Annotated in this window: 15 protein-coding genes; 7 read left to right on the forward strand and 8 right to left on the reverse strand. The window is 71.4% G+C overall.

Going from position 1 to position 14,515, the window contains the following annotated elements; translation table 11 throughout:
- Positions 1 to 101 precede the first annotated feature (101 nt).
- Positions 102 to 626, forward strand: coding sequence for a cytidine/deoxycytidylate deaminase family protein (locus AQJ27_RS26800; RefSeq protein WP_235613626.1), 525 nt, complete (start codon positions 102 to 104; stop codon positions 624 to 626).
- A gap of 50 nt (positions 627 to 676) precedes the next feature.
- Here AQJ27_RS26800 and AQJ27_RS26805 read toward each other — a convergent pair whose 3' ends face one another.
- A complete protein-coding gene (locus AQJ27_RS26805; protein WP_067374016.1) occupies positions 677 to 1,735 on the reverse strand; it encodes an aspartate-semialdehyde dehydrogenase in 1,059 nt (352 codons plus the stop codon).
- A 34-nt stretch (positions 1,736 to 1,769) separates the two neighbouring features.
- The gene (locus tag AQJ27_RS26810; RefSeq protein WP_067374019.1) at positions 1,770 to 3,047 is read right to left on the reverse strand and encodes an aspartate kinase; all 1,278 of its coding nucleotides are present in this window, start codon (positions 3,045 to 3,047) and stop codon (positions 1,770 to 1,772) included.
- 310 nt (positions 3,048 to 3,357) lie between these two features.
- Between AQJ27_RS26810 and AQJ27_RS26815 the strand changes: the two genes are divergently transcribed.
- Complete coding sequence (locus tag AQJ27_RS26815) at positions 3,358 to 4,215, forward strand: response regulator transcription factor (RefSeq protein ID WP_067374022.1); 858 nt, start codon at positions 3,358 to 3,360, stop codon at positions 4,213 to 4,215.
- Complete coding sequence (locus AQJ27_RS26820; RefSeq protein ID WP_067374025.1) at positions 4,212 to 5,507, forward strand: sensor histidine kinase; 1,296 nt, start codon at positions 4,212 to 4,214, stop codon at positions 5,505 to 5,507. The genes AQJ27_RS26815 and AQJ27_RS26820 overlap by 4 nt, the downstream gene beginning before the upstream one ends.
- Here the strand turns inward: AQJ27_RS26820 and AQJ27_RS26825 are convergent.
- Positions 5,473 to 5,973, reverse strand: a complete 501-nt coding sequence (locus AQJ27_RS26825) for an SgcJ/EcaC family oxidoreductase (RefSeq protein WP_067374028.1) — start codon at positions 5,971 to 5,973, stop codon at positions 5,473 to 5,475. The two genes, AQJ27_RS26820 and AQJ27_RS26825, sit on opposite strands and share 35 nt — an antisense overlap.
- Positions 5,974 to 6,196: 223 nt before the next feature.
- Between AQJ27_RS26825 and AQJ27_RS26830 the strand changes: the two genes are divergently transcribed.
- Positions 6,197 to 6,907 (forward strand): sulfite exporter TauE/SafE family protein, encoded by a 711-nt coding sequence (locus AQJ27_RS26830; protein ID WP_067374403.1) that lies wholly within the window; start codon positions 6,197 to 6,199, stop codon positions 6,905 to 6,907.
- A 297-nt stretch (positions 6,908 to 7,204) separates the two neighbouring features.
- On the opposite strand, the gene AQJ27_RS26835 is transcribed toward AQJ27_RS26830, so the two are convergent.
- Positions 7,205 to 7,726, reverse strand: a complete 522-nt coding sequence (locus AQJ27_RS26835) for a MarR family winged helix-turn-helix transcriptional regulator (RefSeq protein WP_067374031.1) — start codon at positions 7,724 to 7,726, stop codon at positions 7,205 to 7,207.
- 95 nt (positions 7,727 to 7,821) lie between these two features.
- Between AQJ27_RS26835 and AQJ27_RS26840 the strand changes: the two genes are divergently transcribed.
- Entirely contained in the window at positions 7,822 to 8,289 is a 468-nt protein-coding gene (locus tag AQJ27_RS26840; RefSeq protein WP_067374033.1) for a cupin domain-containing protein, read from the forward strand.
- A 41-nt stretch (positions 8,290 to 8,330) separates the two neighbouring features.
- On the forward strand, positions 8,331 to 9,227 hold the full coding sequence (locus AQJ27_RS26845; protein WP_067374036.1) for an alpha/beta hydrolase: 897 nt from the start codon (positions 8,331 to 8,333) through the stop codon (positions 9,225 to 9,227).
- 13 nt (positions 9,228 to 9,240) lie between these two features.
- On the opposite strand, the gene AQJ27_RS26850 is transcribed toward AQJ27_RS26845, so the two are convergent.
- Genes AQJ27_RS26850 through AQJ27_RS26860 form a run of 3 tightly spaced genes read right to left on the reverse strand, consistent with a single transcriptional unit; the run spans position 9,241 to position 10,891 of the window.
- Positions 9,241 to 9,900 (reverse strand): DUF5063 domain-containing protein, encoded by a 660-nt coding sequence (locus AQJ27_RS26850; protein ID WP_067374040.1) that lies wholly within the window; start codon positions 9,898 to 9,900, stop codon positions 9,241 to 9,243.
- Positions 9,893 to 10,492, reverse strand: coding sequence for a recombination mediator RecR (gene recR / locus AQJ27_RS26855; RefSeq protein ID WP_067374043.1), 600 nt, complete (start codon positions 10,490 to 10,492; stop codon positions 9,893 to 9,895). The genes AQJ27_RS26850 and recR overlap by 8 nt, the downstream gene beginning before the upstream one ends.
- A 57-nt stretch (positions 10,493 to 10,549) precedes the next feature.
- Positions 10,550 to 10,891 (reverse strand): YbaB/EbfC family nucleoid-associated protein, encoded by a 342-nt coding sequence (locus AQJ27_RS26860; protein ID WP_075033091.1) that lies wholly within the window; start codon positions 10,889 to 10,891, stop codon positions 10,550 to 10,552.
- Positions 10,892 to 11,207: 316 nt separating this feature from the next.
- Here AQJ27_RS26860 and AQJ27_RS26865 point away from each other — a divergent pair, with 316 nt between their 5' ends.
- Complete coding sequence (locus tag AQJ27_RS26865; protein WP_067374046.1) at positions 11,208 to 11,948, forward strand: SLATT domain-containing protein; 741 nt, start codon at positions 11,208 to 11,210, stop codon at positions 11,946 to 11,948.
- A 537-nt stretch (positions 11,949 to 12,485) separates the two neighbouring features.
- Here AQJ27_RS26865 and AQJ27_RS26870 read toward each other — a convergent pair.
- Positions 12,486 to 14,438 carry a serine/threonine-protein kinase gene (locus tag AQJ27_RS26870; protein WP_067374049.1) on the reverse strand — a complete coding sequence of 651 codons (1,953 nt, stop codon included), beginning with the start codon at positions 14,436 to 14,438 and terminating at the stop codon, positions 12,486 to 12,488.
- Positions 14,439 to 14,515 lie beyond the last annotated feature (77 nt).

Below are 14,515 nucleotides of genomic sequence, written 5' to 3' on the forward strand. Positions count from 1 at the left end.
ACCCTGGGCAGGGAAACCCACCGACCGGGCCGGAGGACGCTCAGAGCCGCGCCACCGAAATCGGTTCGCGGCTACGGCCGTTGCCTCTCTAGCCTTCGACCATGAGCATCCCCCCAGCCGAAGACCTGGCCGAAGCCCCGGCCGAAGCCCCGGCCGAAGCCCTGGACATCCCCCTGGCCGAACTGACCGACGCCGATCGGGAGCTCATCGCCTTCGCCAGGGACGTCGTCGACGCCAACACCGACGGGGAGGAGGGCATCCACACCATGGGAGCCGCCGTCCGTGCCGTCGACGGCACGCTGCACGCGGGCATCAACGTCTACCACTTCACCGGCGGCCCCTGCGCCGAACTCGTCGCGCTGGGCGCGGCGCGGGCCGCCGGTGCCCGGGAGCTCGACGCGATCGTCGCCGTCGGGAACATGGGGCGGGGGGTCGTCGGGCCCTGTGGGAGGGATCGGCAGGTGCTTCTCGACTACCACCCGGGTATCCGCGTCATCCTTCCCACCACGCGCGGCGTCAGGAGCGTACGGATCGAGGGTCTGATGCCGTACGCCTTCGCGTGGAGCCCCGGTGTCGGGGCGACGGCGTACCCGAGTGATCCCGTTGATCCTGTCGAATCCTGTTGATCCTGTCGAATCCCGTTGATCCCGCGCACGCCGCCCCCTGACGCGGCTGTCTAGAACAGCTCCGCCGCCACCAGTTCCGCGATCTGGGCCGTGTTGAGGGCGGCGCCCTTGCGGAGGTTGTCGCCGCAGACGAAGAGTTCGAGGGCGGTCGGGTCGTCGAGGGCCCGGCGGACGCGGCCCACCCAGGTCGGGTCGGTGCCGACGACGTCCGCGGGGGTGGGGAACTCACCGGCGGCCGGGTTGTCGAACAGGACGACTCCGGGCGCGGTGGCCAGGATCTCGCGGGCCTTGGTCACGGTGACCCTGCCCTCGAAACGGGCGTGCACGGTGAGGGAGTGCGTGGTCACGACCGGGACGCGGACGCAGGTCACGGCCACCGGCAGGTCCGGCAGCCCGAGGATCTTGCGGGACTCGTCCCGCACCTTCATCTCCTCCGAGGACCAGCCGTCCTCGCGCAGCGACCCGGCCCACGGGACGACGTTCAGCGCCACCGGCTCCGGGAAGGGGCCCGTGTTGTCGCCCACGGCCCGGCGTACGTCACCGGGGCTGGTCCCCAGTTCCGTACCGGCGACGAGGGACAGCTGCTGGCGCAGGGTGTCGACGCCCGCGCGCCCGGCGCCGCTCACCGCCTGGTACGAGGAGACGACCAGCTCGCGCAGGCCGAACTCGGCGTGCAGCGCGCCGAGCGCCACGATCATGGAGAGGGTGGTGCAGTTCGGGTTGGAGATGATCCCGCGCGGGCGTACGCGCGCGGCGTGCGGATTCACCTCGGGGACGACCAGCGGTACGTCCGGGTCCATCCGGAACGCGCCCGAGTTGTCGACCACGATGACGCCCTTGGCCGCGGCGATCGGCGCCCACTGCGCGGCCACCTCGTCGGGGACGTCGAACATCGCGACGTCGACCCCGTCGAAGGCGGCCTCACTGAGCGCCGCCACCTCGACCTCCTCGCCGCGCACGGCCAGCTTGCGGCCGGCCGAGCGCGGGGAGGCGAGCAGACGGATCTCGCCCCAGATGTCCGCGTGCTGGGACAGGATCTGGAGCATGACCGTGCCGACGGCCCCGGTCGCACCCACGACCGCCAGCGTCGGTCCTGCCGGCCTGGTCATCAGCGGCGGCCAGTGCCGCCGTACGAGAGGACAGTCATCGTCCGGTGCCTCCGTAGACGACGGCCTCGTCGCTGTCGGAGTCGAGTCCGAAGGCGGTGTGCACCGCGCGGACGGCCTCGGGGACGTCGTCGGCGCGCGTGACCACCGAGATGCGGATCTCGGAGGTGGAGATCAGCTCGATGTTCACCCCCGCGTCGGACAGCGCCTCGAAGAAGCCGGCCGTGACACCCGGGTTCGTCTTCATGCCCGCGCCGACGAGCGAGATCTTGCCGATCTGGTCGTCGTAGCGCAGCGAGTCGAAGCCGATGACGTTCTTCGCCTTCTCCAGGGCGTCGATGGCCTTGCGGCCCTCGGTCTTGGGGAGGGTGAAGGAGATGTCCGTCAGACCGGTGGAGGCGGCGGACACGTTCTGCACGACCATGTCGATGTTGATCTCGGCGTCGGCGATGGCGCGGAAGATCGAGGCGGCCTCGCCCGGCTTGTCCGGGACACCGACGACCGTGACCTTGGCCTCGGAGGTGTCGTGAGCGACACCGGAAATGATGGCCTGCTCCACCTTCTGGTCCCCTTGCTTGATCGGTGCACTGCTGACCCAGGTGCCCTGGAGTCCGCTGAAGGACGAGCGCACGTGGATCGGGATGTTGTAGCGGCGGGCGTACTCCACACAGCGGTGGAGCAGCACCTTGGAGCCGGACGCGGCGAGCTCCAGCATGTCCTCGAAGGAGATCCAGTCGATCTTCTTCGCCTTCTTCACCACGCGCGGGTCGGCGGTGAACACGCCGTCCACGTCGGTGTAGATCTCGCAGACCTCGGCGTCCAGCGCCGCGGCGAGCGCGACGGCCGTGGTGTCGGACCCGCCACGCCCGAGCGTGGTGATGTCCTTCTTGTCCTGCGAGACGCCCTGGAAGCCGGCGACGATGGCGATGTTGCCCTCGTCGAGCGCCGTCCGGATACGGCCCGGCGTGACGTCGATGATCCGCGCTTTGTTGTGGACCGAGTCGGTGATGACGCCTGCCTGGCTGCCGGTGAAGCTCTGGGCGCTGTGGCCCAGGTTTTTGATCGCCATCGCCAGCAGGGCCATGGAGATCCGCTCTCCGGCGGTCAGCAGCATGTCGAACTCTCGTCCGCTGGGCATCGGAGATACCTGCTCGGCGAGATCGATCAGCTCGTCCGTCGTGTCGCCCATCGCGGAAACGACCACGACCACCTGGTGGCCGTTCTTCTTCGCTTCCACGATTCGCTTGGCGACGCGCTTGATGCCCTCGGCATCGGCTACGGAGGAACCTCCGTACTTCTGCACGACAAGGCCCACGTGCGCTCCTCGCTCAATCCGTCTCTGTACCGCACAACTGCGGTCGGCTCAGTCTAACGAGCGGCCGGATTTCCCTTCCGGAGTATCGCATCATGAGATGTCCCGCTCACGACGTGATCACTCCGGACCGTCAAGGTCCACCGGGAGTCCACCGGAGTCGTCAGATCCACCGGTTTCGGCAGGGTTCCTCCGGCCGCTCCGAGCGGCACCTGCCCGCCCACACGCCCCGCCACTCCGGAAAGTGCCCCGTGTCACACGACACCGCCGTGTCTTAACTCTCAAGCACTAAGGTTCGGCCGTTCGCGTACTCCTGGTGGAAGACGATGAGCCGGTCGCCGAGTCGCTTCGTCGGGGACTGCTGCGCTACGGCTTCCAGGTCGAGTGGGTGACGACCGGCCACGCGGCGCTGGCCCACCAGGGCCCGTACGACCTCGTCCTCCTCGATCTCGGTCTGCCCGACACCGACGGCCTCGACGTCTGCAAGGCGCTGCGGGCCCGCGGGGACGTGCCGATCATCGTGATCAGCGCGCGCAGCGACGAGACCGACCGGGTGGTGGGCCTGGAGATAGGCGCCGACGACTACGTCTCCAAGCCCTTCGGCGTACGGGAGGTCATCGCGCGGATAAGAGCGGTGATGCGGCGCGTCCGGCCCCTTACGGAGAAGTCGGCGGGCCCCGACCGGTACGGGCCCCGGCTCACCGTCGACCGCAAGGCCGCCCGGGTCCGCCTCGACGGCGTCGAGGCGGCGCTCGCGCCCAAGGAGTACGACCTGCTCGCGTTCCTCACCGAGGAGCCCGGCGCGCTGATGTCACGCGAACAGATCATGGAAGCGGTCTGGGACGCGAACTGGTTCGGCCCGACGAAGACGCTCGACGTCCATGTCGCCGCACTGCGGCGCAAGCTCGCGGGGGCGATCACCATCGAGGCGGTACGGGGGGTCGGGTTCCGTCTGGAGGTCGTACGGGATCCGGTGCCGCACTTGAAGACGGCCTCGACCTCGAAGACGGCCTCGACCTCCGACTCGGCCTCCGACTCGGTCTCCGACTGCGGGTCCGACTCGACCTCCGGCTCGGCCTCCGACTGCGGGTCCGGCTCGGCCTCCGGCTCGATCTCCGGCTCGGACCCGCGGTCGGTCCCCGCTCCGGATCAGGGCGCGCCAGGCTCATGATCCGGCAGCTCATCGTCAGTTACGTGCTGCTGGTGGCCGTCGCGCTGACCGCGTTCACCGTGCCGGTGGCCTTCACGCTGACCTCGCAGCTGCGCGGCGACACCGAGGCCTCGGTGCGCCGGGAAGCGAACACGATGGCGCTGATGCTGGCGCAGGGCGACCCCGCCTCACGGGCCGCGCTGAACCGGCTGGCGACCGCGTACGCCGACCGGACGCCCGGCCACGTGGACGTGCTCCCGGCCTCCAGGACGGACGGGACGGACACGGCGCGCTGGGGCGACGGCGCGCTGCGGGTGACGGTTCCGGCGATCAGGGACAACCACATCGTGGGCGCGGTGCGCGTCACGTACCCGACCTCCGATCTGACCGCCCGGCTGTGGCGGATCTGGGGTTTCCGGGCGATCCTCGCCGTCGGTGTGCTGGCGGTGGCCGCCGGGCTCGGCGCGCTGGTGGCGCGCCGGCTGACCCGGCCGCTGCGCCAGCTCAACGAGATGGCCAGCAAGTTCGGCGACGGGGATCTGACCGCGCGCTCGCCGGTGACCGGACCGCCGGAGACCCAGCGCCTGGCCCGCACCCTCAACTCGGGCGCGGAACGCCTGGACACCCTCATCGACTCCCAGCGGATCTTCGTCGCCGACGCTTCCCACCAGCTCCGTACCCCGCTCACGGCGTTGCGCCTGTCCCTCGACAACATCGCGGACGGGGTCGAGGAGGCGTTCGTGCGCGAGGACGTGGACCAGGCCACCGCCGAGGTCGTCCGGATGAGCCGACTGGTGAACGGACTGCTCGTGCTCGCCCGCGCCGAGGCGAAGGTCTCGGCGGCCGAGGCGCTGCCGCTGCGGGAGCTGGTGGAGAACCGGCTCGCGGTGTGGCGGCCGGCCGCCGAGGAGCGCGGGGTGAGCATCGCGCAGGACGGGGAGCTGGGCGGCCGGTCGCTGGTGCTGGCCAGTCCCGGTCACCTCGACCAGGTGCTGGACAACATCCTGTCGAACGCCCTGGAGGTCTCCCCGGACGGTTCGGTGATCTCCGTGAAGGTGGCGGTCCGCCCCGACGAGGTGGTGCTCTCGGTGCTGGACCAGGGTCCCGGCATGTCCGACGCGGACAAGGCCCGCGCCTTCGACCGCTTCTGGCGCGGCCAGGGCCTGACCGGGCGCTCCGGCTCCGGGCTCGGCCTCGCCATCGTCAAACAGCTGGTGGCGGACGACGGCGGGACCGTGGCCCTGCGCGACGCGCCCGGCGGCGGACTGTGGGTGGCCGTCAGCCTTCGGGTATCACCGAGGAGTGGTGGTTGACGATCAGCCACTTGCCGCCGCGCTTCTCGTACTCGTACGTGTAGCGGGCCTCGACGGTGCGTTTGGCGCCGGTGTCCGGGTCGGTGAGCGTGAACTCGTACAGGCCGGTGTCGACGGCGGAGTTCTCGTCGAGGACGTTGACGATCGTCTCTATCTTCTTGCCGGCCGGCTTGTTCTCGAGGAAATGCTCGAAGTAGTCGACGATCTCGGCGTGCGTGTCGCGGATCTTGTTGGAGACGGTGGGCAGCAGGACGGCGTCGGAGGCGTAGCGGTCGGCCACCTTCTCCGGGTCGCCGGTCGTCAGCGCGGCGTTCCAGCCGTCGAACAGCGCGGCGATCCGTGCCTTGGTGGGCGGCTTCTGCGGGGCCGCGCCGGCCGACGTGCCGAGCCCGATGCCCACGGCGCCCGCCGCGACGAGGGTGGCGACGGTGATGACGGCGGTGCGCTCGCGTATCCGGCGCTTCATGAGAACTCCAGTGCGGTGGGGGTAGTTGCGGTGGAGGTACTTGCGGTGGGGGTGCTCCGCTTGCTGTGGGAGCGACTCCAGCCTCTCTTCGCGCTGGTTAGGGGCCATCCAGCGGACGTGCAGGGCTGATCCAACTCCTGGCCAACTCACGCTGCGCGAGGGGATGGTGGCGGGCGTGTGGGAGTGCCGGGTGGGGTAAGGGGCTTGGGTGACGGGCGAGTTGATGCTGGGCGGGATCGTGCTGTTGGGGTCCTGTGTGCAGTGGCTGACCGGGATGGGCTTCGCGCTCGTCGCCGTGCCGGCGCTGGTGCTGCTGCTCGGGCCGGCCCAGGGTGTCGTCCTCGCGAACTGCGTCGCCGGGGCGATCTGTGTCGTGGGGCTGGTCGGCGGGTGGCGGCGGGTGCGGCTGCGCGCGATGGTGCCGTTGTGTCTGGCGGCCGCGCTCCTCACCGTGCCGGTGGGCAGCTGGGTCGCGCGGCGGCTGCCGCCCGCCGAGCTATTGGTCTTCATGGGCGCGCTGGTGACGGTCGCCGTGGTCGTGGTCATGCGGGGCGCCCGGCTGCCCGCGCTGCGGGGCACGCGGGGCGCCGTGGCCGCGGGGGCGGCGGGCGGGTTCATGAACTCCGCGGCGGGGGTGGGGGGTCCGCCGGTCTCGCTGTACGCCCTCAACGCGGGATGGACGGTACGGGAGTTCGTGCCGAACGCGCTGTTCTACGGGGTGGTGGTGAACGCCTTCTCGGTGGCCTCGAACGGCGTGCCGCATCTTGGGTCGGCGCGGTGGGGGGCCGTGGTGACGGGGATGGTGGTGGGGGCCTCGGTCGGGAGGGTGCTTGCCGAGCGGGTGCCGGAGCGGCGGGCGCGGATGCTGGTGCTGTTGCTGGCGTTGACCGGTGGGCTCACCACGTTGGGGAAGGGGTTGTGGGGGCTGGGGTGACGTGGGACGCCGATGCCGGTGGTGGGGTGCCCATGCCGGTGGTGGGGTGCCCATGCCGGTGGTGGGTCGGGGCCGTGTCGGTACGTCGAGCCCGTCGCCGCTGGATCAGACGTGGGCCGGGCAAGGGAGCCGCTGCTCGATCCGGGCGTAAGCGACGGGCTTGCGACGTACCGCCACGGCCCCTCGCGTCGCATTGCGGCCCCGGGTCGCTTTGCGGCCTCGGGTCGCTTTGCGGCTCCGGGTCGCTTTGCGGCTCCGGGTCGCTTTGCGGCCTCGGTTGGTCGGTGGGCGCGGGGGTCAGTCGTGGTGTGTTGTGGGCTTGCGGCGGGGGGTTGCCGAGCGGGGTGGGGTCGTGCGCATGTGGGTGCGGACCCGGCCCAGTACGTCGCTGAGTGCGGTGATGTCGGAGCGGTTCAGGGGCGTGACGAGGAGTCTGCGTACGACCGCCACGTGGCCCGGCATCACCCGGCCCAGGAGCTCCTGGCCCTGTGGGGTGGCGGTGACGTTGACGCTGCGTTCGTCGTCCGCCGAGGGTGCCCTGGTGACCAGTCCCGCCTTGGCCAACTGGGCCACCTGGTAGGTCAGTCCACTGCGGCTGTGGACCAGGCGGTCGGCGATGTCGGTCATCCGCAGCTGCCCCTCGGGGGCCTGCCCGAGCACGGCGAGGATCTGGAACTGGGTGTAGCTGAGGTCGCCCTCGTCGCGCAGCTGCTGGTCGACGGCGTGCTGGAGCAGGCTGCTGACCTCCATCAGGGCGAAGTAGGCGGCCAGTTGCTCGGGATCCAGTCGCTCGGGATCGGGGGGCGGGGTGTGCGGCATGGCCAAGAGTTTACTTGCTGCGAATTCGAAGCAGACGTAAGGTCGCTGCATGCTTCGAATTCGTAGCATCTGCCACAGCGAAGGGGCGACTGGCCATGAGCATGGCTTATCTCGCGCAGGCCGATCAGCAGCAGAAGCTCGAGTGGCTCGACGGCGGCGTCTTCGCCGTGTTGCTGGACAGCGCGGCCACCGACGGGCAGCTGACCGTCGGACGGTTCAGCGTCAACAAGGGCGAGGCGCCGCCGTACCACCTGCACACCCGTGAGGACGAGGTCTTCATGCTGATCAAGGGCACCGCGCTGGTCTGGTCCGACGATCAGGAGATGGAGCTGTCCGAGGGCGGCATCGTCTATCTGCCCAAGAACGTCCCGCACGGCTACCGGATCACCTCCGACACCGCCGACCTGCTGATGATCTGCACCCCGGGCGGCATCGAGGGCATGTTCCGGCACGCCGGACGCGATCTGGCCACACCTCGGCCCGAGGGTTTCCGGATCGCGCCGGAGCTGCTGGCCGAAGCCGCCGACAAGTACGGGCAGGTCGTTCTGGGACCTCCCCGCTGACCGCCGCCCGCCCCACCCCGCTCACCTATGAGAGGTCCCTCATGACCCAGCAGCAACGCCAGGCTCTTGATGAGCTCCTGCGGCACGCCCCGTTCGACATCGGCGGTGAACTCGGCGAGCAGCGCGCCCTCTTCCACGAGATGATCGCGTCCGTGCCGCTGCCCGAAGACGTCACGGCCACACCGGGCCGGCTCGGTGGCATACCGGTCGTCACCGTGGAGACCCCGGGCACCGACTCTTCGGCCGTGGTGCTCTACTTCCACGGCGGCGCGTACGCCCTCGGCTCGGCCGCCGACTCCGTGGGCCTGGCCGCCGACGTGGCCCGGCGTGCCGGGGTCCGTGCCGTGTCGGTGGACTACCGGCTGGCCCCGGAGCATCCGTTCCCCGCGGCCGTGGACGACGCCGTGGCCGCCTATCGCGCCCTGCTCGCGGACGGGACGCCCAGCTCCGAGGTCGCGTTCGTCGGTGAGTCCGCGGGCGGCGGGCTGGTGGTGGCCACGCTCGTCGCGCTCAAGGAGGCGGGGCTGCCGCAGCCGTCGTCGGCCGTGGTCTTCTCCCCGTGGGCCGATCTGACCCTGTCCGGGGACAGCCTGACCGGCAAGGCCGACGTCGACCCCGCGCTGACCGCCAAGGGGCTGCAGATCCGCGCCCGCGACTACCTGGGCGAGACCGATCCCGCCACGCCCCTGGCCAGCCCGGTCCTCGCCGACCTGACGGGGCTCGCGCCGCTGCTCATCCAGGTCGGTTCGCACGAGATCCTGCTGGACGACGCCGTACGGCTGGCCGCCCGCGCCGCCGAGCACGACGTGGCGGTCGAGCTGCAGGTCTGGCCCCAGGTCCCACACGTCTTCCAGGGGTTCGCCGCGCTGCTCGACGACGCCGATGCCGCACTGACCTCCGCAGCCGCCTTCACCCGGGCGCACTGGCCCGCCGGCTGACCCCGGTCCGGGGCTACGTGGACGACCGGATGCCGAGCGGCCCGCCGATCTCCTCGGCCATGACCCGGCCCGCCTCCTCCGCGAGGACCTCCTCGCCGAGGTCCTGGTCGGTGTCGAGGCCGTTGAGGTCGTCCAGGGGCTGGTTCAGGCGGACGTGGGCCACCAGGGACTGGAGGGCGCGCAGGGCCGCCGAGGTGGTGGACCCCCAGTTGGAGAAGTAGGAGAACTGCCACCACCACAGGGCCTCGGTGGTGCGGCCCGCGCGGTAGTGGGCCATGCCGTGGCGCAGATCGGTGATGACGTCCGCGAGGTCGTCCGAGATACGGCAGGCCACCGGGGCCTTGCGCGGTTCGTACGGGTCGAACACCTCGGAGTAGACGTCGATCGGCTCCAGCATGACCGCGAGGCGCTCACGCAGGTCGTCGACGTCCGGCTCCGGCCCCAGGTCCGGCTCGTAGCGCTCGTCGGGGACGATGTCCTCGTGCGCGCCGAGACGGCCGCCCGCCAGCAGCAGCTGGGACACCTCCAGGAGGAGGAAGGGCACGGCGGAGTCGGGCTCGTCGCCCTTCGCCACTTCGGTGACGGCGACGATGAAGCTCTCGACCTGGTCCGCGATCTGGACCACGAAGTCGTCGGGGTCCTGGCTGGTCGCGTGCAGCGTGGCGTCAGACATCTAGGAGTCGTCTCCCCTCGAAGGCGCGGCCGAGTGTGACCTCGTCCGCGTATTCCAGGTCGCCACCCACCGGGAGGCCGCTGGCCAGGCGGGTGACCCTGAGGCCCATGGGCTTGATCATGCGGGCGAGGTACGTGGCCGTCGCCTCGCCCTCCAGGTTCGGGTCCGTGGCGAGGATGAGCTCCGTGACCGTGCCGTCGGCAAGACGGGCGAGGAGTTCCCTTATCCGGAGGTCGTCGGGGCCGACGCCCTCGATCGGGCTGATCGCGCCGCCCAGCACGTGGTACTTGCCCCGGAACTCGCGCGTCCGCTCGATCGCGATGACGTCCTTGGGCTCCTCGACCACACAGATGACGGTCAGATCCCGACGCGGGTCGCGGCAGATGTTGCACAGTTCCTCCTGCGCCACATTGCCGCAGGTCGCGCAGAAGCGGACCTTCGCCTTGACCTCCATGAGGCACTGCGCGAGCCGGCGGACGTCCGTCGGCTCGGCCTGCAGGATGTGGAAGGCGATCCGCTGCGCGCTCTTGGGACCGACGCCGGGCAGCCGCCCCAACTCGTCGATGAGGTCCTGGACCACGCCTTCGTACACGGACTGCCGCCCTTCCTGGAATCTTTCAGTACGTACGGTAGTTGGCCGCCGCCGGTCTTAGAAAGGCAGGCCGGGGATGCCGCTGCCGCCGAGGCCCTGGGCGAGCGGGCCGAGCTTCTGCTGCTGGAGCGCCTGAGCGTTCTCGTTGGCCGCCTGGACCGCCGCGACGACCAGGTCGGCGAGGGTCTCGGTGTCCTCGGGGTCCACGGCCTTCGGGTCGATGACAAGGGCTCGCAGCTCGCCCGAACCCGTCACCGTCGCCGTCACCAGACCGCCACCCGCCTGGCCTTCGACCTCGGTGCGCGCGAGTTCCTCCTGCGCGTTGGCGAGGTCCTGCTGCATCTTCTGGGCCTGCTGGAGCAGCTGCTGCATATTGGGCTGGCCACCACCGGGAATCACGATCAGCTCCTGGTTCGTACGGCTGTATGGACGGGGTTTTCCCGTTCAGCACGAGCCTACGTGGTTGGCGGGGCCGTCGCCCCAGCACTCTTTCGAGTGAGACGATCTCGAAGCCTATACCTGATCAAGACCCTCTTCTGGGCGGAAAAGCGGCGAAACCCGGGCCATCGCCACCCATTGGGCGGTAGGAAGGAAGCGGCGCTTCGGCACCACGCGTCACTTGACATCACACAACGTCACCAGACACAACGTCACCAGCGATATCCAACATCACCAGCTTCGTCCTTCGTCGTCCTTCGCCAGTAGGGAGTGCCGGGTGAGCCAGCCGGAGATGCAGCCCGAGGGGCCGCCCCAGGACGGGCGGGACGACGGAGCCGCGGGGCCCCGGCCCGGTGATCTGACCGGCCGGACGTTTCCGCTCGGGGACTGGGGGGAGCCGGCCGAGCGGCTCCATGAGCTGTACCGGTGGGTGGAGCGGGGGGCGCTCGACACGGCGTCCTGGTATCTCGCGGACCGGGTGTGGAAGCGGCGGGGGGCGCGGGTGCTGCGGGGTGGGGCGGCGGCGGGGGCGGTGGCCGGGGCCGCGCTTCCCCTGCTGGACCTCACCGGAGTGGTCGGCGGGGTCGCCCCCTGGGGGTATCTCGCGCTGCTGCTCGGGGTCGCGTGCGTGGCCGGGGACCGGTTCTTCGGGGTGACCTCCGGGTGGATAAGGGACGTGGCGACCGCGCAGGCCGTGCAGCGGCGGTTGCAGGTGTTGCAGTTCGACTGGGCGTCGGAGAGTGTGCGGGAGGTTCTGGGGCCGACGGAGGGGACCGCGAGCGAGGCGGCGGATCGGTGTCTGGGGGTGTTGCGTCGGTTTTCGGAGGACATGACGGAGTTGGTGCGGGTGGAGACGGCGGACTGGATGGTGGAGTTCCGGACGGGGCCCGCGCCGCTGGGTATCCAGTCGTCGCTGGCCGGGGCCCCTCGGTCGGAAGGTGCGCCGGCCGGGCGGCTGCCGTTGCCTCCGGGCACCCGCCCGAACATGCCCCGCCAGCGCCCCCCGGAGCCGCGCTAGCGTTTCCTCGCCCCCGCCGCCCCTACCCGTCCCATCCCCAGGGGCTCCGCCCCTTCAACCCCACCGGGGCCCAGGCCCCCGAACCCCCCACGGGACCAAGTCCCCGAACCCCCGCGGGGCTCCGCCCCTGCACCCCACCGGGGGCTCCGCCCCCTGGACCCCCATGGGGCTCCGCCCCAGACCCCCGCAGGACTACCGCCCCAAACCCCCACCGGCCCGCGCCCCAGACCCCCGCATCGGCCTGAACGGCCTCGTCCTCAAACGCCGGACGGGCTGAAGATGCGCGCAGCGCCCCTTCAGGGGCACGGGGAACTGCGCGACCAACCCCCACCGGCCCGCAGCCAAACGAACCGGACGGGGCAGGGGATGCGGGGCGAAGCCCCCGCCTTGGGGGCGCGGGGAACTGCGCGACCAACCCCCACCGGCCGTCAGCCAAAGAACCTCGGACGGGCGGGGGATGCGGGGCGAAGCCCCCGCCTCAGGGGCGCGGGGAACTGCGCGGCCCGCCCCCACCGGGCGGACCCAACTGACGCTTCGTCAGCCACTCTTCGTGTAAGTCAACGACTCGCCCGAGCCCGTGTTCACCCGGCGCAGCCGGCCGTCGGACAGAAGGGTGATCTGGGAGGCGGCGCCCGGGGAGCAGGAGGAGATCGGTGCGCCGCCGGTGACTTCGGAGGGGCCGATCACCAGGGGACCCCCGGCGCCGGGGGCGGCGGTCAGTTCGGCCTGGAAGACACAGTGGTAGGTGCTGCTGCCGGACGGACCGTCCGCGACGAGCGAGAGGACCGCGTCGCCCACCGCGCCCTGTTGGATGGTCAGTCGGCGGGTGTTGTGGCCCGTCGCGTTGTCGATGGAGGCGTCCCAGGTGCCGAGGAACCCCTCCGGGATCGTGCCGGCCTGGGATGCCTGGGGCGAGGGCGAATCGGAAGGGGAGGTGGAGGAAGTAGAAGGAGAGGGCGGGGGTGAGTCGGGGGCGGTCGGGCTCGTGGACGCGGCCGAGGACGCCTTCGCGTCGTCGGTGCCCTGGGCCGTGCCGCCCTGCATCAGCGCGTAGACGGAACCGCCCGCGCCGAGCGCGACCACCAGCGCCACGACGATCAGGGCGGCGGTGGAACGGCCGCTTCTGCGCGGCGGCTCGGGCTCGGGGACGCCCGCGGGGCCGTACGGCGTGGTGGGCATGCCCGGTCCGTACGGCGGCGTGGGGCCGTACGAGCCGGGTGCGCCCCAGCCGCCCTGCGGATAGCCGTACGCGGGCGGGCCCGTGGGGCTGGGGTGCTGTTGGGGATGGCCGTACGCGGGGTGCGCGGCGGGCGGTGCGGCCGGCGGGGGCGTCTGGTCGGCGCCCGCGCTCGGCGTCGGGAGGCAGTGGTCCGTCGAGGCCGGTCCTCCCGGCGGGGGCGGGGTGGCGGTGTGCTCCGGGGCGACCTCGGGAGCGGGGGTAGGGGTGGGGCTGGGTGCGGGGGTGGACTTGGACAGGTCCAGGGCCGCCGGGGCGGATCCCGGGGCCGGTTCCTGAGCGGGGGCGGTGGCCTGACGCGCGGGCGGCGCCGGAGCCGGTGCGGGGCGCTCGTCCGGGTTCTCGGTGTCCAGCAACCGCACGGCGTGCCGACCGAGTTGGGCCACCAGCGCGCTGGGCAGCCACGGGTCGCGGGAGCGTCCTTCCACGACGGTGTCCTCCGCTCCGATGCGCTCCAGGATCTCGTCGAGGCCGGGGCGGGCGGCGGGGTCCTTGCGCAGACAGTGCCGTACGAGGTCGGCGAGGCCCTCCGGTACGCCGTCCAGGTCGGGATCCTCCTGCGCGATGCGGAACATCGTCGCGTGCACCCCGCTGTTCGCCGCCCCGAAGGGCAGGGCGCCGGTGGCGGCGTACGAGAGGACCGAGCCCAGGCAGAAGACATCGCACGCGGGCGTGAGGCGGTCGCCGCGGACCTGCTCGGGCGCCATGAATCCGGGCGAACCGACGAGGGCGCCGGTGCGGGTGAGGCCGCCCTCGGTGACGGTCTCCAGGGCGCGCGCGATCCCGAAGTCGATGACACGCGGGCCGTCGATGGTCACGAGGACGTTGGACGGCTTGAGGTCGCGGTGGATGAGTCCGGCGGCGTGGATGTCCTTGAGCGCGTGGGCGAGTCCGGCCGCGAGAATGCGGACGGAACGTTCCGGTAGCGCTCCGTGGTCGTGGCTCACGACCGTCTGGAGGGAGGGTCCGGCGACATATCCGGTCGCGACCCACGGGACGGCGGCCTCGGTGTCCGCGTCGAGGACGGGGGCGGTCCAGAGGCCGCCGACCCGGCGCGCGGCCAGCACCTCCTGGCGGAAGCGGGCCCGGAACTCCTCCTGCGCGGCGAGTTCCTCGCGCACCAGCTTCACGGCGACGGTACGGCCCCGGTCGGAGCGGGCCAGATAGACGCGTCCCATGCCACCGGCACCGAGCCGCGCGAGCAGTCGGTACGCCCCGATCTGTTGCGGTTCCCCCGCCCCCAGCTTCTCCATCGTCGTGCCGCCCTCCCCCGTGCCTGCGCAACCGCCCGAGGCCGAGGATAGTGCGGCCCTACCAGGAGGTGGGTGGG

Source organism: Streptomyces olivochromogenes (genome assembly GCF_001514115.1).
In the GTDB taxonomy this organism is placed as follows: Bacteria; Actinomycetota; Actinomycetes; order Streptomycetales; family Streptomycetaceae; genus Streptomyces; species Streptomyces olivochromogenes.